The 23,543-nt window shown below is 47.3% G+C and carries 16 protein-coding genes; 2 read left to right on the plus strand and 14 right to left on the minus strand.

The features are described 5' to 3' along the window. Window positions 1-55: 55 nt before the first annotated feature. The 6 genes from mfd to DWW70_RS09645 all read right to left on the minus strand — a co-directional run bounded on the left by mfd (window position 56) and on the right by DWW70_RS09645 (window position 7,857). Window positions 56-3,622: a transcription-repair coupling factor gene (gene mfd / locus DWW70_RS09620; RefSeq protein ID WP_055223059.1), complete on the minus strand. Its 3,567-nt coding sequence runs from the start codon at window positions 3,620-3,622 to the stop codon at window positions 56-58. Between the two features lie 12 nt (window positions 3,623-3,634). Further along, on the minus strand, window positions 3,635-4,192 hold the full coding sequence (gene pth / locus DWW70_RS09625; protein ID WP_015533697.1) for an aminoacyl-tRNA hydrolase: 558 nt from the start codon (window positions 4,190-4,192) through the stop codon (window positions 3,635-3,637). A 43-nt stretch (window positions 4,193-4,235) separates the two neighbouring features. Then, window positions 4,236-4,970, minus strand: a complete 735-nt coding sequence (locus DWW70_RS09630; protein ID WP_022217273.1) for a sugar phosphate nucleotidyltransferase — start codon at window positions 4,968-4,970, stop codon at window positions 4,236-4,238. 151 nt (window positions 4,971-5,121) lie between these two features. Continuing rightward, window positions 5,122-5,382 (minus strand): septation regulator SpoVG, encoded by a 261-nt coding sequence (gene spoVG, locus DWW70_RS09635; RefSeq protein WP_015533695.1) that lies wholly within the window; start codon window positions 5,380-5,382, stop codon window positions 5,122-5,124. 79 nt (window positions 5,383-5,461) lie between these two features. Continuing rightward, window positions 5,462-6,586 carry a glucose-1-phosphate adenylyltransferase subunit GlgD gene (glgD, locus tag DWW70_RS09640; RefSeq protein WP_022217271.1) on the minus strand — a complete coding sequence of 375 codons (1,125 nt, stop codon included), beginning with the start codon at window positions 6,584-6,586 and terminating at the stop codon, window positions 5,462-5,464. 2 nt (window positions 6,587-6,588) lie between these two features. Beyond that, entirely contained in the window at window positions 6,589-7,857 is a 1,269-nt protein-coding gene (locus DWW70_RS09645) for a glucose-1-phosphate adenylyltransferase (protein ID WP_022217270.1), read from the minus strand. A gap of 319 nt (window positions 7,858-8,176) precedes the next feature. On the opposite strand from DWW70_RS09645, the gene DWW70_RS09650 reads away from it, so the two are divergent. After that, window positions 8,177-9,733, plus strand: coding sequence for an asparaginase (locus tag DWW70_RS09650; RefSeq protein WP_118649749.1), 1,557 nt, complete (start codon window positions 8,177-8,179; stop codon window positions 9,731-9,733). Between the two features lie 111 nt (window positions 9,734-9,844). Here DWW70_RS09650 and DWW70_RS09655 read toward each other — a convergent pair whose 3' ends face one another. From DWW70_RS09655 to DWW70_RS09690, 8 genes are all read right to left on the minus strand, one after another. Next, entirely contained in the window at window positions 9,845-10,246 is a 402-nt protein-coding gene (locus DWW70_RS09655) for a Fur family transcriptional regulator (protein ID WP_015533691.1), read from the minus strand. A 158-nt stretch (window positions 10,247-10,404) separates the two neighbouring features. After that, complete coding sequence (locus DWW70_RS09660; RefSeq protein WP_118649750.1) at window positions 10,405-12,894, minus strand: alpha-galactosidase; 2,490 nt, start codon at window positions 12,892-12,894, stop codon at window positions 10,405-10,407. A 103-nt stretch (window positions 12,895-12,997) separates the two neighbouring features. Further along, window positions 12,998-14,449 carry a glycoside-pentoside-hexuronide (GPH):cation symporter gene (locus DWW70_RS09665; protein ID WP_118649751.1) on the minus strand — a complete coding sequence of 484 codons (1,452 nt, stop codon included), beginning with the start codon at window positions 14,447-14,449 and terminating at the stop codon, window positions 12,998-13,000. Between the two features lie 19 nt (window positions 14,450-14,468). After that, a complete protein-coding gene (locus DWW70_RS09670; RefSeq protein WP_055223047.1) occupies window positions 14,469-15,482 on the minus strand; it encodes an alpha/beta fold hydrolase in 1,014 nt (337 codons plus the stop codon). 17 nt (window positions 15,483-15,499) lie between these two features. Further along, window positions 15,500-16,984, minus strand: a complete 1,485-nt coding sequence (locus tag DWW70_RS09675) for a DUF6937 domain-containing protein (RefSeq protein WP_118649752.1) — start codon at window positions 16,982-16,984, stop codon at window positions 15,500-15,502. A gap of 102 nt (window positions 16,985-17,086) precedes the next feature. Next, window positions 17,087-17,668, minus strand: a complete 582-nt coding sequence (locus tag DWW70_RS09680) for a TetR/AcrR family transcriptional regulator (RefSeq protein WP_243017707.1) — start codon at window positions 17,666-17,668, stop codon at window positions 17,087-17,089. Window positions 17,669-18,053: 385 nt separating this feature from the next. After that, window positions 18,054-20,180: a HelD family protein gene (locus tag DWW70_RS09685; RefSeq protein ID WP_118649754.1), complete on the minus strand. Its 2,127-nt coding sequence runs from the start codon at window positions 20,178-20,180 to the stop codon at window positions 18,054-18,056. Between the two features lie 15 nt (window positions 20,181-20,195). Continuing rightward, the gene (locus DWW70_RS09690; RefSeq protein WP_118649755.1) at window positions 20,196-22,481 is read right to left on the minus strand and encodes a S8 family serine peptidase; all 2,286 of its coding nucleotides are present in this window, start codon (window positions 22,479-22,481) and stop codon (window positions 20,196-20,198) included. Window positions 22,482-22,651: 170 nt separating this feature from the next. Here DWW70_RS09690 and DWW70_RS09695 point away from each other — a divergent pair, with 170 nt between their 5' ends. Continuing rightward, window positions 22,652-23,506, plus strand: a complete 855-nt coding sequence (locus tag DWW70_RS09695; protein WP_118649756.1) for a hypothetical protein — start codon at window positions 22,652-22,654, stop codon at window positions 23,504-23,506. The last annotated feature ends 37 nt before the right edge of the window (window positions 23,507-23,543 follow it).

The raw sequence follows: 23,543 nt of genomic DNA on the forward strand, positions 1-23,543 counted from the left end.
TAACCGCACCTCCTTATCTTTGTATTCTCCTGTCTGTATATTTCTAACTCATTATCTATGCTTTGTTATCCACACTGTCTTCTTCACTGTGGGTCATTATCAACATCTGGGACATATCCGCCACGACAAATTCCGCCTTTCTGAGAAGATCATTTTTCTCCTCCCGTCCAAGCTTCAATATAAACTCAGGCTTTGCCCCCATGACAAATTTCATCCTGCCTGAATAACTCTTAACGAGCTCATCTATCCCATCTACATTTATGTCAGCCCTGTTGTACATGACAAATCTCAGGTCTCCGTCCTTGTACCATATACGGGTTATGAAGCAGATATTTGCATTTGCCCTTAACAGTGCCACATCAAGAAGATTCATTGTCTCGTCAGGGATGTCGCCAAATCTGTCAATGAGCTCATCCACTATGTCATTGTACTCATCCTCATTCTTGATGAGGGATATTCTCTTACAAAGCTCCAGCTTGACAAAGTCGTTTTTGACGTACGTCTCAGGGATGAACGAATCCACCGGAAGGTCTATCTCCGTCTCGTATTCATGGAAAACCTTCTCGCCGCGGAGCTCCCTGACCGCATCATTAAGCATCTTGCAGTAAAGGTCATAGCCCACGACCTCATAGTTGCCCGACTGACTCTCGCCCAGGACGCTTCCCGCACCTCTGATGTTGAGATCCGCCTTGGACACCTTGACTCCCGAGCCGAGATCCGTATATTCTTTTATCGCTCTAAGTCTCTTCTCAGCGACCTCGGATATCATCTTGTTGCGCCTGTAGAACATAAATGCAAATGCACTTCTGTCCGAGCGACCAACTCTTCCGCGTAACTGGTAGAGCTGTGCCAGACCAAACAGGTTAGCGTCGTGTATGATTATGGTATTTGCATTCGGTATATCAAGTCCGGTCTCTATGATGGTCGTGCACACAAGCACGTCTATCTCCTTTTTGTTGAACCGGTACATGATGTCCTCCAGCGTGCGGCCATCCATCTGTCCATGGGCAAACTCTACATTTGCATATGGCACGAGGCTTCTCACATCATCCGCAAATCTCTCTATGCCTTCGACCCTGTTGTACACATAGTATACCTGACCATGCCTTGCAAGCTCTCTGGCAATCGCCTCCCTGGCAAGCTCCCTGTCATATTCCATGACATAGGTCTGTATCGGTCTCCTGTCCACCGGAGGTTCCTCAAGCAGGCTCATGTCTCTGATTCCAACAAGACTCATATGGAGTGTTCTCGGGATAGGCGTCGCCGTCAGTGTCAGAACATCCACATTGGTCTTCATCTCTTTTATCTTCTCTTTGTGATTTACACCGAATCTCTGTTCCTCATCTATTATGAGAAGTCCCAGATTCTTGAACTCCACATCCTTTGAGAGCAGCCTGTGGGTTCCTATGACTATGTCCACCTTGCCCTCTTTCAGCTCTCTGAGTGTAGATTTTATCTCCTTCTGGGTACAGAATCTACACAACAGTCTCACCGTCACTGGATAATCCTTCATTCGCTCTGTGAACGTCTCATAATGCTGCTCGGCAAGGATCGTGGTCGGCACAAGATACGCAACCTGTTTGCTGTCACCGACAGCCTTGAACGCAGCACGGATCGCCACCTCAGTCTTGCCAAATCCAACGTCTCCGCACACCAGTCTGTCCATGATCTTATGGCTCTCCATGTCCGCCTTGACATCCTCTATGGCCTTTAACTGATCGTCAGTCTCAGTATAAGGAAATGTCTCCTCGAACTCCTTCTGCCACTCGGAATCAGGAGAATAGGCAAAGCCTTCCCTCGCCTGTCTCTCTGAGTACAGCTTTACAAGATGCTGAGCCACCTCGCTGACATGGCCCTTAACCTTGTTTCTTACCTTCTGCCACTCACTGCCACCGAGTCTGTTGATCTTCGGGGCTCGGCTCTCCTTGCTCCTGTACTTCTGGATCCTGTCCGTCTCGGAAGCCAGGACATATAATTTGCCGCCCTCAGCATACTCGATAACCAGATAGTCCTTCAAGGCGCCGTCGACCTCTATCTTCTCAAGCCCACGATAGATACCTATTCCGTACTTCTCATGGACCACATAATCGCCCACGCTCACATCCGAGAATGACTTTACTATCTCCCCGGCACGCGGCAGCTTCTTCCTCGAAGCCTGCGAATGTGATGTCTTGCTGGAGAACACATCTCCCTCACTGACCACGATGAGCTTCATCTCCGGGATCATAAAACCGGCTCTGAGCCTTCCCGGCATGACCGCCATCTCTCTGGCAGCCAGAGCTTTGTCCGGGTCGTTCAGGTAATGACATATGACGTCATTGTCCATGAGGTTATCGACCATTCTCTTCGCACCGACCGATGATGGCGATACGAACAGGACGCTGTATTTGTCCTTCTTCCATTTCTTGATATCAGTAACCAGCGCATCAAAATTGTTCCTGTAGCTGTGAACCTCCCTGCTCTCGATCTCCACGCGGTGAGCATACTTTACACGGTCATCCTCACCCACAAATGAGTCAAAGCCCACAACCTTGTAGCGTCTGCATTTTTCCAGGACATCATCATAAGTGAACAGAACCTTCATCTGCCCCGGGAGGATATATCCCCCCTCCAGCCTGTGCGTCAGGCTGCTAAGAAAACTCTTCTCACTGCCATCCGCCTTCTCCGTGACCTTCTTCGTCTCATCTATGAAAATGTACGCATCCTCCGGCAGGCAGTCCACCAGAGACACCGTGTCACTGTAGAAATAATCAACATAGCTGTCCACTCCGTATATCGCACTGAACTCCGTGAGCTGTTCCTTCAGCGTGGCTATCTCGCCCTTTATCCTGGCATACGCCTCCGTCTGAAATGAATCCTTAAGCTTCTTCGCATACGGCTTCAGCTCTGCCTCCAGCCTGTGTATACCTCTGTCGATCCTCTCCTTTGAAAGCACCATCTCTCCCGCGGGATAAATTACAAGTTCATCCACATTCTCTATGGATCTCTGACTCTCCGCATCAAATGTCTTGATGGTATCGACTTCATCGTCCCACATGTCTATTCTGTATGGACATTCCTCAGTCAGCGGAAATATGTCCACGATACCGCCTCGTATGGCAAATTGTCCCGGCTCCTCCACACTGTCAGTTTTTTCATAACCAAGGTCCACCAGCTTGCCCTTGAGCTCATCCAGATCAAGAGACTGTGCCGCATGGATATTTATCACGTATTTTTTCATATAGGACAGTGCAGGTATCTTGTCATACATTGCATCTACCGTGGCTATGATCGTACATGGTTCTCCCGTTGCCAGACGCCGAAGGACCTCCATGCGCCGTCTGGTTATGGCATTGCCGTGGACATCTGCACTGAAGAACAGAATATCCTTTGCAGGATACATATATACATCCCTTCCGTAGAACTTCATATCGCTGTACAGCTCCTCCGCACGCCTGTCGTTATATGTCAGTATCAGGCGCACCGATGCGTCATCACCGAAGCCCTGCATCATGAATACTCTGTCCGTGCCCTCGCCCGTCGTACCTGTCACATTGACAAATCCATCTCCGGATGCAAGCCACTCCTTCAACTCTGTATATATATTCAGTTTTTCAAATGGCTCACCAAGTACACGTATCATTCTTCATCACTCTCAATTAAACTTATTCATAGCTGCAACTGTGCCATCCGCCAGTATGGTCTCCACCGCATCGCAGGCATTACCACAGCTCTCTCTTATATTCGCCAGATCTTCCTTTCCAAATCTCGACAACACATAATCAGCCAGATCCATGTGATCCGGCTTTTTGCCAACACCCACTCTGATCCTGACAAATTCCTGGCTGCCAACGTGCTGTATGATATTCTTCATACCGTTATGACCGCCGGCGCTTCCCTTCTGTCTGATCCTGAGCTTGCCGACGTCAAGATCTATGTCATCGTACACGACTATCAGATCTTCAACCGTACATTTGTAGAAGTCCATTATCGCCCTTACGCTCTCTCCGCTGAGATTCATAAATGTCTGAGGCATGGCGAGTATGACCTTCTCTCCGTCTATTATACCCTTTCCTATAAGTGCCTTATGCTTTGCAGTGTCTATCCTTATATTATGTCTCTCTGCCAGCTCATCCAGAACCGCAAATCCTACATTGTGTCTTGTTCCGGCATATTTCGCACCGGGATTGCCAAGTCCAACTATGATCTTCATTTGGTCTCTCCATTTTCCTCCACCCAGGTGGATCGTTCTATTGTTATCTGTTCTCCATGATCTTCTCAGCATCTGCAAGCTGCTCCAGGGTGTTGACTCCTCTTATCTGGTCAGCATCGTCCATCGGAACAGCGGAAGCCGGAAGCCCCATTTTCTTTATTATCTCTATCGCATCCGGAAGATAATACTCTCCCTGGGCGTTGTCATTTGATATCTGTGACAGTGCGTCCTGAAGTGCTGCGCAGTCAAATATATACATGCCCGAGTTAACTTCCTTCACAGCCTGCTCCGCTTCGTCAGCATCCTTCTGCTCCACGATCTTTGCCAGGCTGTCACCGTCCCTTATGATCCTTCCATATCCAAATGGATCATCAAGCATCGCCGATATTACAGTTACACCATTCCCGCTCTCCTTGTGGAAATCAAGTGCTTTTCTGAGTGTATCCCCTGTCACAAGCGGTGTATCTCCACAGAGTATGATCACATCCCCATCACGTCCAATAAAATCTGCAGCGCACTTTACCGCATGACCTGTTCCGAGCTGCTCCTCCTGAAGCGCATAGTCAACCTTCACATCGTTGACACTGGCAGCTATGGCTGACTTCACCTCGTCTGCCTTGTATCCAACGATCACACACACCTCGTCTGCACCCGCCTGGCGCGCCGCTTCTATAGAATAATATACCATCGGTTTCCCCATCACCTGATGAACTACCTTTGGCTTATCTGACTTCATTCTTGTTCCCTTGCCTGCCGCAAGTATAACTGATTTTACCATTATTATATCCTCCATATTCTATCTGGATCTAAACAGATACATTCTACTTTATACTATATTTTTTTACAAGACCATATAAAAAGAGCCAATGCTATCAGCTTGGTGACTTACGCCTCTAGCACTGGCTCTGAATGTCTATTTGAGACTGGTATTACTCTTCCAAAGATTCCTGATACTTTGAAAGAATCATACTCTGCAGACGCTCTCTTGTAGCTGTATTGATCGGATGAGCGATATCTCTATATTCTCCATCCGCTGCCTTTCTACTCGGCATCGCGATGAACATGCCCTTCTCACCCTCGATGATCTTGATGTCATGCACAACAAACTCGTCATCGATCGTAATAGAAACAACCGCCTTCATCTTGCCTTCCTTCTCAACACTTCTGATCCTGATATCAGTTATCTGCATCTGAATTACCCCCTTAACCCTGACACACATTGCGATCCCACACGCAACTGTCATTTGTACTACTTATACCGTATGCATCCTACAACGCATATCTGAAATCCTTCTCCACTATTACCTTGATGTCCTCAGGTGTTCCCTGATGTACTGTGTTCGCGCGGAGTGTATCCCTGCTCTCCACGATACAATTCTCGATGATGGAATTATCACCGATGTTGACATCGTTAAGTATGATCGAGTTCCTGATCACACAGTTATTTCCAATGTATACCTTCTTGAATATAACTGAGTTCTCAACGGTTCCGTTGATGATACAACCGCTTGCTATCAAGCTGTTATTTACCACCGCATCTGCATTGTACTTTGCTGGTGGGAGATCATCCACTCTTGAGTAGATATCCGGATGCTGTTTGAAGAAGAAGTCTCTTACGTCCTTCTTGAGGAAATCCATATTAGCTCTGTAATATGACTCCTTTGTTCCTATGTTTCTCCAGTAGCTGTCCATCTTGTATCCGTAAATTCTCTTGACACCCTTATATCTCACGAGAATATCTCTTACGAAATCATTTCTTCCCTCGTTGGCACATGTCTCAAGAAGTTCGATGAGCTGTCTTCTTCTTATGACATATACACCTATGGAAACCGTGTTGGTTCCTGCCACAAGAGGCTTCTCCTCGAAGTCTATGATCCTGCCATCCTCGTTCATCTTGATAACACCAAATCTGTTGATGTCATCCTCGCCCGGTGCCATATCCTTGCATACAACCGTGATATCTGCACCATTGCTTATATGCTCCTCAAGAACCTTGTTGTAGTCAAGCTTGTAGATACCGTCTCCTGAAGCGATAACTACATATGGCTCATGGCTCTCCTTGAGGAACTTGATATTCTGATAAAGTGCATCTGCTGTTCCCTTGTACCAGTAGCTGTTAGCTGCTGTGATGGTAGGTGTGAAGATGAACAGACCTCCCTGCTTTCTTCCGAAATCCCACCACTTGCTTGAGTTCAGATGCTCATTCAGTGATCTTGTGTTGTACTGTGTGAATACCGCTACCTTCTGAATATGAGAATTGGTCATATTGGAAAGTGCGAAATCAATTGCTCTGTAGCTTCCTGTGATAGGCATGGCTGCAACGGCTCTCTTTGCTGAAAGATCTCCCAGCTTATTGCTGTTACCACCTGCCAGAATAATTCCTAATGCTCTCATGTCTACTCACCTGCCTTTATAATACTACCGCCACTCGGAAGTGTTCCGTCCGGATAATCCGAAGGATCTGTGTCACCGAATATTGCAGTGTTCTTACCTATTGTTACGCCCTCAGGTATAACTGAGTTCTCACCTATAGTAACAAGGCCAAATGCGTAGATATTAGGCTTCATCTCATTGACAGCTTCCTCACCAACTCCAAGCTTGGCATTTGCACCAACCTTGACATTCTCGGCAATGATTCCCTTTTCAACATAGGCACCAGCTTCGATCGTAACCCCATTCATTATAATCGAATCCTTAACGACCGCACCCTCTCCTATGGTTACACAAGAGCCTATAACTGAATTCTCAACGGTTCCGTATATCTCGGTCCCCTCTCCGATGATACACTTGGATACCTTTGCCGCTTCATCTATGTACTGAGGGGGTATGGCGTCTGTCTTCGTATATATCTTCCAGAATTCCTCATACAGATTGAACTCAGGAACTATGTCGACAAGCTCCATGTTGGCCTCCCAGTATGAACCGAGAGTTCCTACATCCTTCCAGTATCCCTTGAAATCGTATGCACATATCTTGTTGCCGTTCTCATGGCAGTATGGAATAATATGCTTACCGAAATCGCATCCCGGCTGATCCTTCATGGTAACAAGTGCCTCGCGGAGGATCTTCCAGTTGAATATGTATATACCCATGGAAGCCTTGTTGCTTCTTGGGTTCTCCGGCTTCTCCTCAAACTCTGAGATGATGCCGTCATCATTCGTTATAACTACTCCGAATCTGCTTGCCTCCTCCCATGGAACCTGGTATGTGGCAAGTGTCACATCCGCATTCATGGACTTGTGATAGTCAAGCATGTGTTCATAATCCATCTTGTAGATATGATCACCGGAAAGTATGAGAACATAGTCTGGATTGTAATAATCTATGAACTCTATGTTCTGGTAGATAGCGTTGGCAGTACCTGTGTACCACTCGCTGTTGTTGCTCTTCTCGTATGGTGGAAGAACTGTGACACCACCAATGTTTCTATCGAGATCCCAAGGAATACCGATTCCGATATGCTGGTTAAGTCTGAGTGGTCTGTACTGTGTAAGTACACCTACTGTGTCAATCCCCGAGTTGATACAGTTGCTCAGTGGGAAATCGATTATCTTGTATTTGCCGCCAAATGCTACCGCTGGCTTGGCAAGCTTGGATGTAAGAACCCCAAGACGGCTGCCCTGTCCACCAGCAAGGAGCATGGCGATCATTTCTTTTTTAATCATGTAAGTCACCTCTCCATGCAAAATTATAAAGACATTATACCATCCTTTTTATAATAATCAAAGTTTTTTATGCATTTTCACAAAAAAAATGCGCATTTTTCGATTTTTTTAAACATTTTTTACTCAGAGTATATATGACAAATGATGTATTTTGTCAGTATCAGGCGATATTTTTTAGTTATTACTTACTTACACTCAATTACATTTCTCATATTTTTCTTATATATTATGTAATTTTCATTTTGCAAACGGATATCTTTTTCATATAATGACTATATTGGAAGAAAATCATACAAAATACAAATGAGGTGTTGAATATATGTCAGAGATATTAGTAAAAGAATACCGTGGAAATATTGTTGAGAATGCACACCGCGGCTCCATCGCAGTTGTGTCATCCACAGGAGATACAATCGCCTACCTTGGCGACATAGAGAAACAGACTTTCATGCGTTCCGCAAGCAAGCCTATACAGGTGCTGCCTACACTGCTGGCAGGACTTCACAGAAGGTTCAACCTCACCGACGAGGATGTTGCCATGTTCAACTCTTCCCACTGGGGAAGCAACCATCATATATTTGTGCTGGAGGAGATCTCGCGCAAGACAGGATTGAATCCCGATGACATGATCATGAAGCCATGCGCTTCCACATCAGCTTCAGCGCTGGCGGCAAAGCTCACCGACAGGTCAAAGCTCCACCCAAGGCAGGGACAGAGCAAACTTCAGCACTGCTGCTCGGGAAAACATTTCAGCCTTATGTTGCTCCAGAGAGAGCTCACCGGTAAGCCGGACGGCTATCAGCTCAAGGATTCCCCTGTACAGCAGCAGATAATCAATTTCATATCCATGCTCAGCCAGACCCCTACATTCAAGATCGGGCTCGGCATAGACGGCTGTGGAGTTCCAGTATTTGCACTGCCACTTAGAAGCATCGCCATGTCCTACGCAAAGCTCATGGATCCATTCAGCCTGTCAAACGAACTCCGGGAGACTATAGACTACAACTTCTCATGCATCCACAAATATCCTGAGAAGATCAACGATTACGGAACACCTTCATATTATATCAACCAAAATCCTGACCTCATAATGAAGGACGGCTCCAGGGGTGTTATATGTATGGCGATAAAGAGCATGAAGCTCGGTATCGCAGTAAAGCTTGAGGACGGATGGACGGATGAATATCAGGGAATGATAATCGCAAACATACTCGAACAGCTCAAGTACGAAAACACTGAACTCATCGAGAAACTGAAAAACTGCTACACGACCAAGCTGTTCAACGACTGCGGCATTGAAGTGGGTCACTCAGAGGTCGACTTCAAGCTCGATATAGATCCTACATTTTTTGAGAAGCCTGAGGAGTATGTCGACTCCGATCCTGAATTTGGCGACACTGAATCAGATGAAAAATATGACCCTGATCTTGACAGCGCATTTGCTGATGAATACGATCCTGATCTCGACAGTGCATTTGCAGACGACGATACGGATACTTCCATCCACGCAGAACCGATAATTACAGATGCGCTGGATGACGATACGGATGATGAGCAGGAGGAAAATGACAGCAGCTTTGAGATAGACCTTTTCGGAGACGGCAATCTGGTGGATGCCGCCCCTGAGCTCACACCAGAGGAGGAAAGAGAGTTTCGCAACAAGAAGTCCATCCTCGGAATGACAGTTGTAAAGCCTTCGGCCAACAAGACATTTATCAGCAATCCACGCGTGGATCCTATAAGTGTAAACTCACATACAGTTGAGGCGCAGCCGGACACACCTGAATCTGACCAGAAAGACAATTCCGCGATTCCTGAATTTATAAAGAAGGAAATAAAATCTGCAAATATCATTTCACAGAAAAAGAGAGACTGACAGAGCAGATAAGATACAGGCTCTTGGCATTGCCTGCACATACAAAAAGGCCGGTACACATACACCGCATACAATATGCGTTTATGTGTACCGGTCTTTTGCATTTCCCCATCACAGACTTTTCAGGCTGTCCTTACAGGATGGACATATCCCGATGAATTCCAGGTTGTGTGACAGTATGACGAAATCGCTGTCCGCCTCCACGCCCATCTGTGTGATGGAATCCTGATATGGAAGCTCACTGTCAAATATCCTGTCACATACCTTGCAGCGTATGTGATAGTGATTCTCGGTATTGCCATCAAAATGCTCCATCTTGTCCCCTGAATACACATTCATGACAATTCCCTCATCAACCGCATCAGAGAGCACCCTGTACACAGTTGATTTGCCTATCTTATATCCTCTCTTTTCCAGTTCATCTATCAGACTCTGGACTGTAGGATGAGTCTTGAGCTCCTTTATAACAGAGTATATGACCTGTTTCTGCCATGTGTTACGCTTCTCACTCATTGTATAGTCCTCCTTCTGGTATTTATAATTTTCTATTAGGAACAGTTCTCTATAAGAGTAAGATAACACATTCCATATATTATTTCCACTATTTTTATAATGTAAGTTTTTCATGTGATTCAATTCCATATATGAGCATTTGCATGTGATCATATATATCACTGTCTGGTGAAGGTATATAACCTCAGTCCATGCTCTGTCCAGAGAGCGGTCTGGTCGTTGTAGCCAGTTCCCGCAAAGTTCGGAGTAAGGTTCACTCCAACGCGGTTAAACACTGCACCGGACGCCTTTACATATTCCTTCTCGCCCTGAAGCTTTACCACCTTGTCTATCGCACTCTGGGTCAGGGAATCAGGTTTCACATGCACCGGCGTAACAGTGTTGATGAGATCTCCCATGAGCTTTACGCTGTACTGCAGGCTTCTGCCCTCCATGACATAAACTGCATTCTCGTCAAGTCCCTTAGTCCGCATATGCTTGTAAGTGTAATTCGGTATCACCTGTCCCTCATAATAGCAGGACACCGCCTCGGAGCCATCCTGGGAAACCGTCATGAACTGGTACACATTCCTCCGGAGATCTGACACTGTGCCATTCTCGATCCTGTGATATTCGCCGAACTGAAATGTGCGCCTGTGTTTCTTGTAGAACTCCACCTGATCCTTTATGGCATCAAGATCTTTCTTCTTCATGTCACACAGGTTGCACTCATAGCCCAGCACGCCAAATGCCGCCACTCCGAATCTCGTCTCAAGAGGAGTAACTCTGAGTGTCTGGTGATTCGGACAGCCCGACACGTGACTGCTGACAACCGACATAGGGTAGCCATAGCTGTAACCCGTCTGTATCTCAAGCCTCTCCCTGGCATCCGTGTCATCACTTGCCCATATCTGCGGCATATAGCACAGTATGCCGAGATCAAATCTGTTGCCACCGGCAGCACATCCCTCAAACAGAATCTCAGGGAAACGCTTAGTAATCCTTCCCATGATATCGTAGAGCCCCAGCACATACCTGTGTCCAAATTCGCCCTGCCTGTCAGACGGCAGCGTCTGGCTGTACCTGTCAGACATGATCCTGTTCATATCCCACTTCACGTACGAGATATTCGCAGATGAGAACACATTTGCCATGGCTTCCACTATATGATCTCTCACGTCCTTGTTGGTGAGATCCAGCAGCATCTGATGACGCCCCTCGGCATGACTCTGTCCCGGCACTCTGACTGCCCACTCCGGACGAGTCCTGTAGAGATCACTGTCCTCGTTCACCATCTCCGGCTCGACCCATATACCAAAGTCAAGTCCAAGTGCATTTATCTTGTCAGCAAGCTGCTTTACTCCACCCGGAAGCTTGCTCCGGTTCTCCTGCCAGTCTCCAAGTGAGGATGTGTCATTGTCTCTGTGTCCGAACCAGCCGTCATCCATGACGAACAGCTCTATGCCGCACTTCTTTGACTCTTTTGCAAGCTTCAGCAGCTTCTTCTCATTTATATCAAAGTATGCGGCCTCCCAGCTATTCAGCAGAACAGGCCTCTCCCGGTCCGCCCAGCGGCCTCTGACTATATGTCTTCTGACAAATGCATGCATATGACTGCTGACACCGCCAAATCCTGAATCTGAATATGTCATGACCGCCTCCGGCGACTGGAATGACTGTCCCGGCTCAAGCGCAAATGAAAATCCTTCCGGATTGATGCCGCTGAGTATACGCATACGTCCATATGAATTCTGTTCACAGCTCTCCATATGGTCTCCTGAATATATGAGATTGAAACCGTAACACTCACCATGTTCCTCTGAACTGCCGTGCTCAACCACCATGAAGAACGGATTGGCCCTGCTGCCCGAGGTTCCGGTCGACGATGAGACAGACACTCTTCCCTGCCTTACAGGGTGCACCGATCTGTGCATTTCCCTTGCCCAGGCTCCTCCGAAATGTATCATGTCATATTCCTGATACATTCTCATATCAAACTGCATGGACATAAGTCTGTCCACCCGCTCCACGTCATCACTTTCATTTGTCAGGCGGGCACTTCTGGTTATCACGTCGCAGTCATCCCATGTGACATATATTAGCTCAAGCCTTTGTCTGTAGAATTTGTCCCGGAGGGTTATTGTGAGCTGTGTTACCTCGCCCGCTGTATTCTGTCGCTCATATGCTTGTATGCTCTGCAATCCACCAGCCACACCGCTTCCCACTTCTGTGCCTTGCTGCTCATTTACTGTGTTGAATCTGCCATCTGTCCCTCTATGATATTCCACCGCACACGGAAGTCCTTCAAGCTCATCCCTGCCGTTTTTTATCTCGTATGATTCGTACACAAAGTCGCAGGTCGTACTGCCATTTGCATGGGTCATACAGACAAATGGTTCGCTGACATCCCCCTTGCCGGTTGACGACAGTTCCTGCAGCAGACTTTCTAAGGTAAGTCCACCATCCAGCGCTATGGCATTGCCGGTCTCGAACAGGCTGCGGTCATGTGCCACATCCCAAAGTCCCACAATATTCTGATCTCCGCAGTCCAGACTCCTGCCACCGTAGTACAGGTGCTCAAGGTGTCCATCCGGGCGCACGCACATGGCATACTGCGTCGACTTTGTCCCCAATATGAATACCTGATGTTCTTCTATATATCTGATCATAGCGGTTCCTCCTATCTAATATGTATCGCCCCTCTCGCATATGCGAGCGGGGCAGGTCGTCGGAACCGATTCCGAGTATGAACTTCGTTCATAGCGGTTCCTCCTATCTAAGTTTCGTCATGATCTCCTGCATCCTCTCCTCGGTCAGCTTGTATTTCCTGATGAAGAATACAAGTCCTATGATGAGAAGGACTATCGGAACGACCGTCATCATCATGGAAAGTCCCATGAGAGTTCCTGTGCTCTGCTCTATGACTTCCGATGTTCCATCTGCCGGCTGGATAAGTCCGACCCATTTGATCGCAAGTCCGGCAAAGAACACTGCAACTCCCGATGCAAGCTTTACTACAAATGTCTGCATGGAGCATATGACGCTCTCATCTCTCTGCCCATTCTTGTACTCTCCGTAGTCTATGCTGTCGGCAAGACACACGGTTATCAGCACATTTAGAAGTCCGCTTCCCGCAAATACCAGAAGTCCCGGGATGAACAGAACGTACCAACAAGGCACTCCGCCCACCGTCATACGGGTAACACCGGCAAGGCTGCAGGCAAGCAGCATCACATATCCGACGATCTCATATACTACCGAATGTACAAACAGCTTTCTCTTGGACATCTTCTTTCTAAAGAGCGGGAACAGCATCATAGCAAGTATCTGCGCACCGCCGCCAAATGCGGAGAACAGCGCATATCCGCTCTCACTTCCTATGTCATATGTGAAGAAATATATGAGCAGGTTGCTTGTTATATAGAGTGCAGAGTTTACGAGCACGATGGTGATGACCACCGCCAGAGCCTGGTCATTTGTCACCAGCGAATGGAACATCTCACCTATGCCATGGGACTCCACTACTGTGTCACCCCTCTCCTTTACATTTGCCACGCAAATGGCCTCCGAGATGACGAACACCACTGCAACCAGAAGAGCCCACCACTTGAAGCCGATGCGGTAATCCGTGATCTTCAGCTTGTCCGCCGCCAGGGCTGCGCCGCTGATGGCTGGAACTACTATCATAGTAAGTACAGTAGGGATGGCAGAACCCACGCCCGCGCAGGATCTTGCAAGTGCAGACAGATTCTCCCTCTCCTTGCCCGGCTCAGTGATGGCCGGGATCATGGACCAGTACGGAATATCCATCAACGTGTATGTGATTCCCCACAGGAAATATGTCACTGTCAGAAACACCTTCATCCCACCAGCTCCCATGCTTTCCGGCACGGCGAACATCGCATAGAGGACAACCGCATTCAGCACGGTTCCCGAGAATATCCACGGTCTGAACCTTCCCCATCTGCTTCTGGTCTTTGCCACCACGATACCCATGATAGGATCGTTAAATGCATCAAACACTCTCGCCACCATCAGCACTGTTCCTATGAACACTGAGCTGACACCAAGCACAGAATTGTAGTAGTACAGTATATAGCTGGCTACCAGCATATACACCATGTCTTTTCCCACGGCCCCTACTCCGTAGGCTATCTTTGTCTTTTTCTGAAGGCCGCCCGCAGGTGCGCCGTTCTGTGTATTATCCTGTGAATTTTCTCCCATATATAACCTCCTTAAAGGCCTAACCTTTTATATCTGCAAGCCTTGTCTCAAGCCACTTGTCAATATCGTCAAATACCTTATCCCTGCACAGCTCATTCAGTATCTCGTGTCTGCAGTCCTCATACAGATAGCATGCCACATTGTGCGAAACTCTCTTGTGGTATAACTCGTAGAGCTTCAGAACATCCCTGCCGTAATGTCCAACAGGATCCCTGTCACCGGACACAAACAGAACCGGCACATTCTTCGGTATTTTCGCTATGTTCCTGTCCTCCTGTATATAGTGGAGTGTATTGAACAGCGTCTCGTAGCCCTTCAGGGTAAATGAGAACTGGCACAGCGGATCATCCACATATGCATCCACGCGCTTCGGGTCACGGCTCACCCAGTCTTTATTCGTCCTCTTTCTCACCTCACCGTCCACGATAGTGGTCTTCGGGATACCCCTGTTGTATGTTCCAAATGCCAACACTTCCATGAGGGTACTTCTGTATCTCTCGCCGTGCTGACTCTTCTCAAGCTCCAACACAAGTCTTCCGATCTGCAGCATATACTCAGGCATGCTTCCAGTTCCCATGCAGATAAAGCCGTCCACACTTGAGCCCTCCGTGTAAGGTGACGGATATTTTGGATCCCAGCCGTAGTCACTCATGTATCGTCTCGCCATAAATGAACCCATAGAGTGTCCCATCAGGAAGAACGGTACTCCTTTGTATGCCTTCTTCAGACTTCTAGTGACTCTATGAAGATCCGCGACTATTGCCTTGCTCGCATCGTAGGCATTCATATATCCAAGCTCATCCATATTTGCCGCCGTGAGTCCATGTCCCAGATGATCATTTCCTGCCACCACAAAGCCCTTTGCTGCAAGATACCTTGCAAATTCATCATATCTGTCTATCAGCTCTATCATTCCATGGGATATCTGAAGTATCGCTCTTATCTCCCCCTGTGGCTCCCACACGATAACGTGCAGCTTGTCCTTGCCATTTGATGATGGTATAAATGTCTCTTTCTTCTTTACCTTATACATAATGTAACCCTCCATTCTCAGTTCTTCATATCCATCGCCAGTTTTACGACCTCATACGCTCCGTCGTATATTCCATCCAGTTTGTTCCGCTTTATGTTCTCACACATATCTGTGAGTATGCTGTCATCCTGCATGAACAGCTTCATCATCTGTAGAGTGTGCGGTATATCACGGCACTCCAGTGTTCCATCTCCGATCTCCGCCGAGTGTATCGCCCCCCACTGCTCATGCCCGCCAACTCTCTTGATGAACAGCTTTGGAACTGGATAAAAGGCCAGCTCAGACGGCTTCGTTATGAGTACATCACAGCTTCTCATGAGAAGGTTGGTGCAGTACACAGCCTCATATATATTCTCATGGCAAAATGCGTGTATTCCGTACACCTCTTCCTTAAGAGCCTTATCCGCAAATGCTGTGGTGTCGCTCCAGTCATCGAAATGTGTAGTGACAAGGCTCTCCATAGCGGGTATCTCTCTCACCAGCTCTTCCCACACGTTCATGTAGTCGCCCACATTTACATACAGAACCATGTTGCCCTTCTTCACGCTGGCAAGCGCCGTCCTGATGATAGCTGCAAATATATCCTTCTGTGCTCCGGCACCTCCTATGGTGAGAAGGAAACGCATCGGTGCCTTTTTCTTTCTTCTCTCTATTCTCCTGTCGCAGTCCTCCTCTATGGCTGCCACCAGCTCATGGTCTATATAGTGTCCAACGTATCTGATTGAATCACCGGGCATAGGCTTAAGCACCTCGTCGCCCTGCATGCCGTTCAGGGTCCTGTATCCGAGGTATGCCGATCTGGTCTGAACCGTGTGAAGGCTTCCCTCCGCAAGGTGGAGCGCCATAGGCCAGTTGTCAGGGATTGCATTCACCACATGTTTCATTCCTGCATGAACCGCCGCCTGAGCCGGCCACACATGTGTAGCCACAAGTGGGATATCCTTTGGAACATTCCTAAACACCGGTGTCATAAGCTCCGCATTCATCTGATCCGAGGCATTGTATGACAGCTTCCTGAAACCCTCATAGTTCATCGGCTCCCACACTGCTTTGTTAAAAACCTTGCTCTTTCCCGATATCCTGGATCCCATGGAATAGAGCTTATTCTGTGCCTCAATAACCTTTCCTCCCGTGGTCTCACTGTAGGAATTGAGATCCATCCAGTACGGCTTGTATCCCAGATGATTCGCTGCAGACGCTATCGCCATGGATATTCTGTAATGTCCGAACCCCATCCTGATATTGCCAACTATGATTCCTTTGTCCCTGTCAAATTCCTCCCGGCCGCCATCCGGTATATCATCACTGACTCCGCCGTCGATCACAATATTGGAGACACCGAGAGTATCTCCAATATACGGATTCTTCACAACTGCAAGAGGATAATCCACGTCACTGTCATCACCGAATCTTTTTACAAATCTCTCTTTGGAGTTCTCCGCCTTTTTGACGACCTGACTGCTCATCCTGTTGCCAAATACAACCTCAGATCTCTTACCCATAACACAACCTCCTGTCTTTTATATATACCGCCCATCTCGCCCCAGTGAATGAAACCGGCCGCGGGCATCAATTCCATATAATCACTTCATTCATAGCGGTTCCTACTCCTTACAGGATATGCCATCCATAAGTACATCAAGTGTATACTGCACCGCCTCGTCAAATGTAAGTCCCGCGTCTATCAGGACTGTAGTCTCCATGTATTTCTCAAGCGTGGCCTCGAACATGGTCTTGATAACCGGTATCGGAATATCTCTTATAACTCCCTCGTCAATTCCACGTCTCAGGAGCTCTATGGTATTATCCCACTGCTGCTCCATCATTACTCTCACCCTGGCAAATATCCTTGGATACGATTTTTCAAGCTGATATATCTGTCTCCAGTCCAGCTCGCTGTAGCTGTCAGGCATGGCTATGAGTATTGCCTTTATCTTCTCCACCGTGGTCAGGCTGTCGTCATCCATGACCGCCTGCTCACTTCTCTTAATCTGCTCATATATATATGTCGCTGTGTCAAAGAACAATGTTTCCTTGTCTCTCACAACCTGATATATTGTCTTCTTGCTCACACCAAGGCGTCTTGCCATATCGTCCATGGTGAATTTGAACCCCTTCTCACGGAACTCTTCTATGGTCGCCTCGTATATCCTCAATTTAAGCTGCTGCTGTGCTTCTCCGTCCATAACTCCCTCCTGTCCATCCGTGTCTGTCAGCTTCCTGTACATACTTCCCGCTCAGGAAACTCAGAAACTATTTTTAGTTTCCCCGTTTCCTTAATAATAACATTTCTTTGTGGATATTGCAACAATAAAAATGCGTTATCTCGATTTATGTATAATTTTTGCACAATCAACACAAATCTCAATTATGGCTGGCGAATAATTTACAGAGTTCTGACACTCACAATTACATTTCTGCTCAGGCGTACCATCTGCCATATAGCAACAATAAAAAATACGGCATCTCCCAAAGCGGAAATGCCGTATAGTACATTATATATGTTCAGTTGGAATCGCGATTTTCCCGAAAAATATTTCTAGATATAATATTTCTGTCTTTGTATCACTCCTATGGCTGCTCCACATCAAGCACATACAGCTCATGGAGTGCTCTCGTACAGGCTATATAGTGCGCATGTCTTGTGACCATGCTTCCGTCGTAGGTTCCGTCCGTCATGACGTACACTGCATCGAACTCCATTCCCTTTGCAAGGAACTTTGGAAGTACGACCACACCGCCCGCATAGACAACCGACTGATTGGTGATGAGCGTCACCTCGGTGTACTCCGAAAGCTGCTTGTACACTTCGTAGGCGTCTGCCTCGTCATTTGTCAGGATAGCTATGTTGTCGTAGGCGTCCATGTCTCCGTAGCTCAGCTTGTCATTTATGAACTCCACAGCTTCATCCAGTGACTCACACTGTATCTCCTCAGGCACCCTGCCGTGCCTCTCCACGGTATTGCCGCCTACCCCCTCACCGCCAAGTATGCCGTTACAGAACTCTGTGATCTCCGCAGTTGATCTGTACGATGCGAACAACTCCTTGAGCTCGTAACCGCCCTGTCCGTTACGCTTTGCAAATATCTTCATCAGAACATCCACAACAGTCTCCTCAGGATCATAGAAGAGCACCTGATACCTGTCGCCTAGGATAGTCTTCTTGCAGCCAAACACCCTGTCTATCACCGCATACTGGAATATATTGTAATCCTGCATCTCATCTATGACGAGGTGCTTGATATTGTTGTAGGAATGACATCCGTAGAAATACACCTGCAAGTAAAGTATAGGAAGGATATCCTCATAGCATATCTTTCCATATTCATTTCTGTACTCCGATATACCCGGATATTTCTTCTCCATCTCCGCCAGGAATCCAACATACAACTCAACCAGATTCCTCTCTGCAAATAAATTTACCATCTGCTTCTGTATCTGCCTTGCCAGATTACGCTTCTTCTCGTCCGGGAACTCCTTTGGTGAATTATCCTCCACCCTGTCTACTATGAAGTATGCTATGTTCTCGAATCTCTCATACACAGGTTTTCTTGTAAATCTTCCATTGAACATGGCAGCTATATCCTCGCCTGTATACTCCACCTTCTGATAGTGGAAATTTCTGAACTTCATACCTGACACATACCTGTCCAGATACTCATTGAAACTGTCGTAGAAAGAGATGGACGACTTGACCTTGATATTTCTCATCCTCTGGTTGTCCTGATCGCCGCTGTCTATAATGAACTCCGACTGATCCAGCTTGCTCTCATATTCCTCCTCTATGAAAAGAAGCTCCTCAAGCAGACTGTCAAATTCCTTCTCAGGCACACTGTTCTCCTCGAGCTCCGGGAGAACCTCTGATATATAATCACCAAATATACTGTTTGGAGACAGTATCATGACATTGTCACTCTCAAGTGTCTTGTAATTGTACAACAGCCACGCCAGTCTGTGCATGGCTATGACCGTCTTGCCGCTTCCGGCGCGGCCGTCCACTATAAGGTTATACGCCGTGCGGTTTCTTATGATCGCATCCTGCTCCTTCTGTATGGTAGCCACCACATTTTTCATCTTCACACCACTGTTGCCGCCAAGGGCCTCCAGCAATATGGCGTCATTGATGTTGGAGTCAGTATCCACCGCGTCTTTAAGTCTGCCATTTGACACCAGAAACTGTTTCTTCTCCACTATGTCTCCAGAAAACTCGTCATCTTCCATGTCATCCACATGGACATTGTAGGATGCCGGTCCCTTTTCATAAGCATAATACATAGAGGATACAGGTGCTCTCCAGTCGTACACAAGCTGCTGCCCATTCATATCTGACTGATAACCGCTCATACCCACATATACCGTGAGATACTCTTCGTCATCTTTATATTTGAATACAAATTTGCCAAAGTACGGCACCTTCTTCTGGTGCTCATACACCTCCAGGCGCTTCGCAGCTCTTCTGAGGAACGCCTCATCATTGTTCACCGACTGCATGTTCTGCAGGAACTCCTCGTCGTCCATGTCTCCATGGCTGTCACGCATGTACTTCTTCTGTTCCTTTATATTGTCCTTTCCAAGCTCCATGGAACCCTCAGTTATACTGATGCTGTAGTCGAGCTCCATCTCTACATTGTCAAAATAATCCTCTTCATCCTCCATCGTGGAGATCTTGTATCCTTCCAAATCCTTATTTTCTGCCATCTTATCTGCCTTTCACTATTTTACCTTTATGCGCTGTACACTGCTCCAGCCGCCATGAATGGTCTTGCCGCCAACTCTTCTGTAGGTTCTCATCCTCACATAATAATATTTTCCTGAGAACAGAGAGCTTATCCTGCGTCTGAGTTTTGTGGACTTATTTATCGTTGCCACCTTATATCTGTCAAATTTCGACGATGTACTGTACTGGATCTGATACCCGCTGACATACCTGACCTTGTTCCATGTTACATCCATCGTCTTTCTGGAATTTGATCTGACCGTTTTCGCCTTGCATCCCGGCATCCTGTACAACCTGACCCCCGCAGTATCATACGAGCTTGCAGAAGTACCCTTGAACGCCTTGACCGTGTATGTATAGTTTCTGTAATTAGTCACATTCTTATCGACAAATGTGAGCGTTCCCGCTGACAGCACCTTGTACTGCTTCCATCCGTTCTGCCCCGGTGCCTTGCGGTATATTTTGTATCCACTCGCGCCCTTTACTTTGTTCCAGGATACCTTCACGCCGGAATATGCATTCTTCACGTTGTACTTCGGCTGGGTAAGTCTGACCAGTGCCTTTGTAGCCGCCGGCTGTCCCTCGGCCGTGCCGTTCACGCCCCTCACCGCATATCTGTATCTGATTCCAGCCGCCGCAGTCTTGTCAGTGTATGTTCTGACTCCTAAACCTTTTATCTCAGCTATACATTTGTATGCGCTTGTCGCAGTTTTCCTGTATATCTTATACCCACTTGCATTATCCGCCGAAGTCCACGACAGTCTCAGTCCATCCTTCGCATTTCCAAGACTTTCCACCGCACAGGTTCCGACCTTTGTCTCCGGATGTTTTCCGCCAAATGTATTAGCAAAATAATCCGCCATGTATGGACAACCGTAACCGTAGTATTTATCCTTTCCCGCTGTTCCCAGATCCACGGAATATGAGATAAGTCTATTCTTCAACTGGTCACTGTCAAGCTCTGGCTCCGCCAGCTTCACGTAGGCCGCCGCCGCTGATATATGCGGAGCCGCCATGGATGTTCCTGAAGTGGAAAACCCATGATTTGTTCCGGTCTTCCACGCCGATGTTATTTTCGTTCCGGGAGCGGAAAAATCTACAGCATTTCCATAGTAAGAATAGCTATCGTCAAATTTCACCGCATCCGTCGATATCCTGTCTGCTGTCTCCTCCGTTCCAGCCTTCTGCATAAGCCCCGACACTGTTATCACATCACTGCTGTCCGCAGGATATGACACACCTTCCACGTCGCTGATCTCCCAGTTGTTCACAGTGCTGTTCGTATTGCCTGCTGCCACACACATGATGACGCCATCTTCTTTTGCACTTTTTAACAATTCGTCAAGCTTCGACCTGGTGTTGTCACTTGCATTTTTACCATAGAAGCAGAAGCTCATATTGATCACGTCCGCACCGCTGTCAAGCGCAGCCATGATTCCCTGCTGTACCGTTGACACTGTGGTTGCTCCCCGGCTTGTGAAACATTTGATGATCGTGAGCTGGACATTGTCCGGTGTCGCATCCGCTATTATACCCGCCACATGACTTCCATGTCCCATGTTGTCTCCGTAGTCGCTCCGGTCTTCGCCCTCGCAGCAGTTCATACTTCCTTCCTCATTTATCCTGCCTTCAAACAGAGTATCCGAGGAATTAACTCCGGTATCTATAACCGCCACATTTACCTTAGCATCCAGCTTGTACTCTGACACCTCCGCCTTCAGCCTGTCCATTCCCATGTACCTTGTGCCCCAGCTTACAGCCTTATATGTCTCCGATGCGGCAAGCATGGCATCAACGTTCCGCTGTGCAGCATACGAATTTGAATCCAAATCCGCCAACACATCTTCTGAATATATGACCTGATCAAGCATACATTTGTCAGGCTCGTACTCTTCCTGAAGCTTTTCGTATGCCTGTTTCGTCTCTTCCTCGGTATCGTAGCCAAGCACATAGTAATCGTATTTGTCATAACAGATGACTGTTGTCGCGCCATAGGTCTCCGGCACTTCATCTGTATACAATATGATCCTGCGAAGACTGTATATGTCGGCTGACTCACTGCTGTACATTGCCGCTGCGTCGACATCCGCTCCTCTATCCATCACATCGGCCGAGTTTACCACATCAGCTTCGTCCATGGAATCTCTAAGCTCTGACACACTGGTTACGTATTCTACATTTTCATAATCCTGCGCGTACACCTTGGTATATGTGCCAGGCGCTGCCAGCCCACCTGCCAGCACCACACAGGCAATCAGGTACGACCACCTTTTCCTTCTCACCTATATTCCTCCTGTATATAAAAACAGCTCTTTAAACCACATAGTTATCTTTTAGTATAACATAAATGTGCCGCAGATGGTGAGTAATATCTGTAACCCAAAGCCTCCACAGCACATATTTTATATCAGAGGTATATAAACCTCTGACAACACAATACGGAGGTAAAGTAATGGCAACATTCACTAATCAGGCAACTCTGTCCTACAACGGAGGATCCACCAATTCCAATATCATAACTGGAGAAATAATTGAAGTCCTCACAGTCTCCAAGACGGCTGTGGTGGACACCTACCGAACACCGGATAAGATCACGTATGTGATAAGTCTCATCAATTCCGGAACTACCACACTCACAGGTCTGTCTCTCACAGATAATCTGGGAGCATATGCAGTGGGAAATACAACAGTATATCCTCTCACATATATTCCGGATTCCATCAGATATTACACCAATGGAACTCTGGTAGCCGCTCCGGCTGTCGGTGCTGCAGCTCCGCTGACACTCACTGGAATCTCCGTTCCAGCGGGTGGAAATGCTACTATTATATATGAGACAACAACAAATGAATTTACACCTAGAGGCAATGAGGATTCCGTGACCAACACTGTTACAGTAACCGGCGCAGGACTTACCAACGCAGTCACTGCAACTGAGTCGGTTTCCCCTGTTGCAGCTCCCGATCTCGCCATCACAAAGTCTGTGAGTCCTAGCATAGTTGCAGAGAATGGTCAGATCACTTACACCTTCCTTATAGAGAACTACGGCAACACCGAGGCATCCGCAAGTGACAACGTCATCATCACAGATACCTTCAATCCGATTCTCACCGGAATCACTGTGACATACAATGGAAATGCATGGACAGCGCCAGCCAGCTACACCTACAATGAAGCAACAGGCGAGTTCGCAACAGTTGCCGGACAGATCACTGTTCCAGCGGCAACATTCACACAGAATACAGCCACGGGAGTCATCACCACAACACCGGGAACGGCAACCGTGACCGTCACAGGAACCATCTAGCTGGCATGAGCCTGTCCGGGTCGACAACCTGACAGCT

It is taken from the genome of Coprococcus sp. AF16-5 (assembly GCF_003479365.1).
Taxonomy (GTDB): domain Bacteria; phylum Bacillota; class Clostridia; order Lachnospirales; family Lachnospiraceae; genus Coprococcus; species Coprococcus aceti.

Bases quoted from the DNA above. Each gene is read 5' to 3' on its own strand.
- DWW70_RS09650 (WP_118649749.1), top strand. From the start codon at position 8,177: ATGTCAGAGATATTAGTAAAAGAATACCGTGGAAATATTGTTGAGAAT.
- DWW70_RS09655 (WP_015533691.1), bottom strand. From the start codon at position 10,246: ATGAGTGAGAAGCGTAACACATGGCAGAAACAGGTCATATACTCTGTT.
- glgD (WP_022217271.1), bottom strand. From the start codon at position 6,586: ATGAGAGCATTAGGAATTATTCTGGCAGGTGGTAACAGCAATAAGCTG.
- DWW70_RS09630 (WP_022217273.1), bottom strand. From the start codon at position 4,970: ATGGTAAAATCAGTTATACTTGCGGCAGGCAAGGGAACAAGAATGAAG.
- spoVG (WP_015533695.1), bottom strand. From the start codon at position 5,382: ATGCAGATAACTGATATCAGGATCAGAAGTGTTGAGAAGGAAGGCAAG.
- mfd (WP_055223059.1), bottom strand. From the start codon at position 3,622: ATGATACGTGTACTTGGTGAGCCATTTGAAAAACTGAATATATATACA.
- pth (WP_015533697.1), bottom strand. From the start codon at position 4,192: ATGAAGATCATAGTTGGACTTGGCAATCCCGGTGCGAAATATGCCGGA.
- DWW70_RS09660 (WP_118649750.1), bottom strand. From the start codon at position 12,894: ATGATCAGATATATAGAAGAACATCAGGTATTCATATTGGGGACAAAG.
- DWW70_RS09645 (WP_022217270.1), bottom strand. From the start codon at position 7,857: ATGATTAAAAAAGAAATGATCGCCATGCTCCTTGCTGGTGGACAGGGC.
- DWW70_RS09680 (WP_243017707.1), bottom strand. From the start codon at position 17,668: ATGGACGGAGAAGCACAGCAGCAGCTTAAATTGAGGATATACGAGGCG.
- DWW70_RS09695 (WP_118649756.1), top strand. From the start codon at position 22,652: ATGGCAACATTCACTAATCAGGCAACTCTGTCCTACAACGGAGGATCC.
- DWW70_RS09670 (WP_055223047.1), bottom strand. From the start codon at position 15,482: ATGTATAAGGTAAAGAAGAAAGAGACATTTATACCATCATCAAATGGC.
- DWW70_RS09685 (WP_118649754.1), bottom strand. From the start codon at position 20,180: ATGGCAGAAAATAAGGATTTGGAAGGATACAAGATCTCCACGATGGAG.
- DWW70_RS09665 (WP_118649751.1), bottom strand. From the start codon at position 14,449: ATGGGAGAAAATTCACAGGATAATACACAGAACGGCGCACCTGCGGGC.
- DWW70_RS09675 (WP_118649752.1), bottom strand. From the start codon at position 16,984: ATGGGTAAGAGATCTGAGGTTGTATTTGGCAACAGGATGAGCAGTCAG.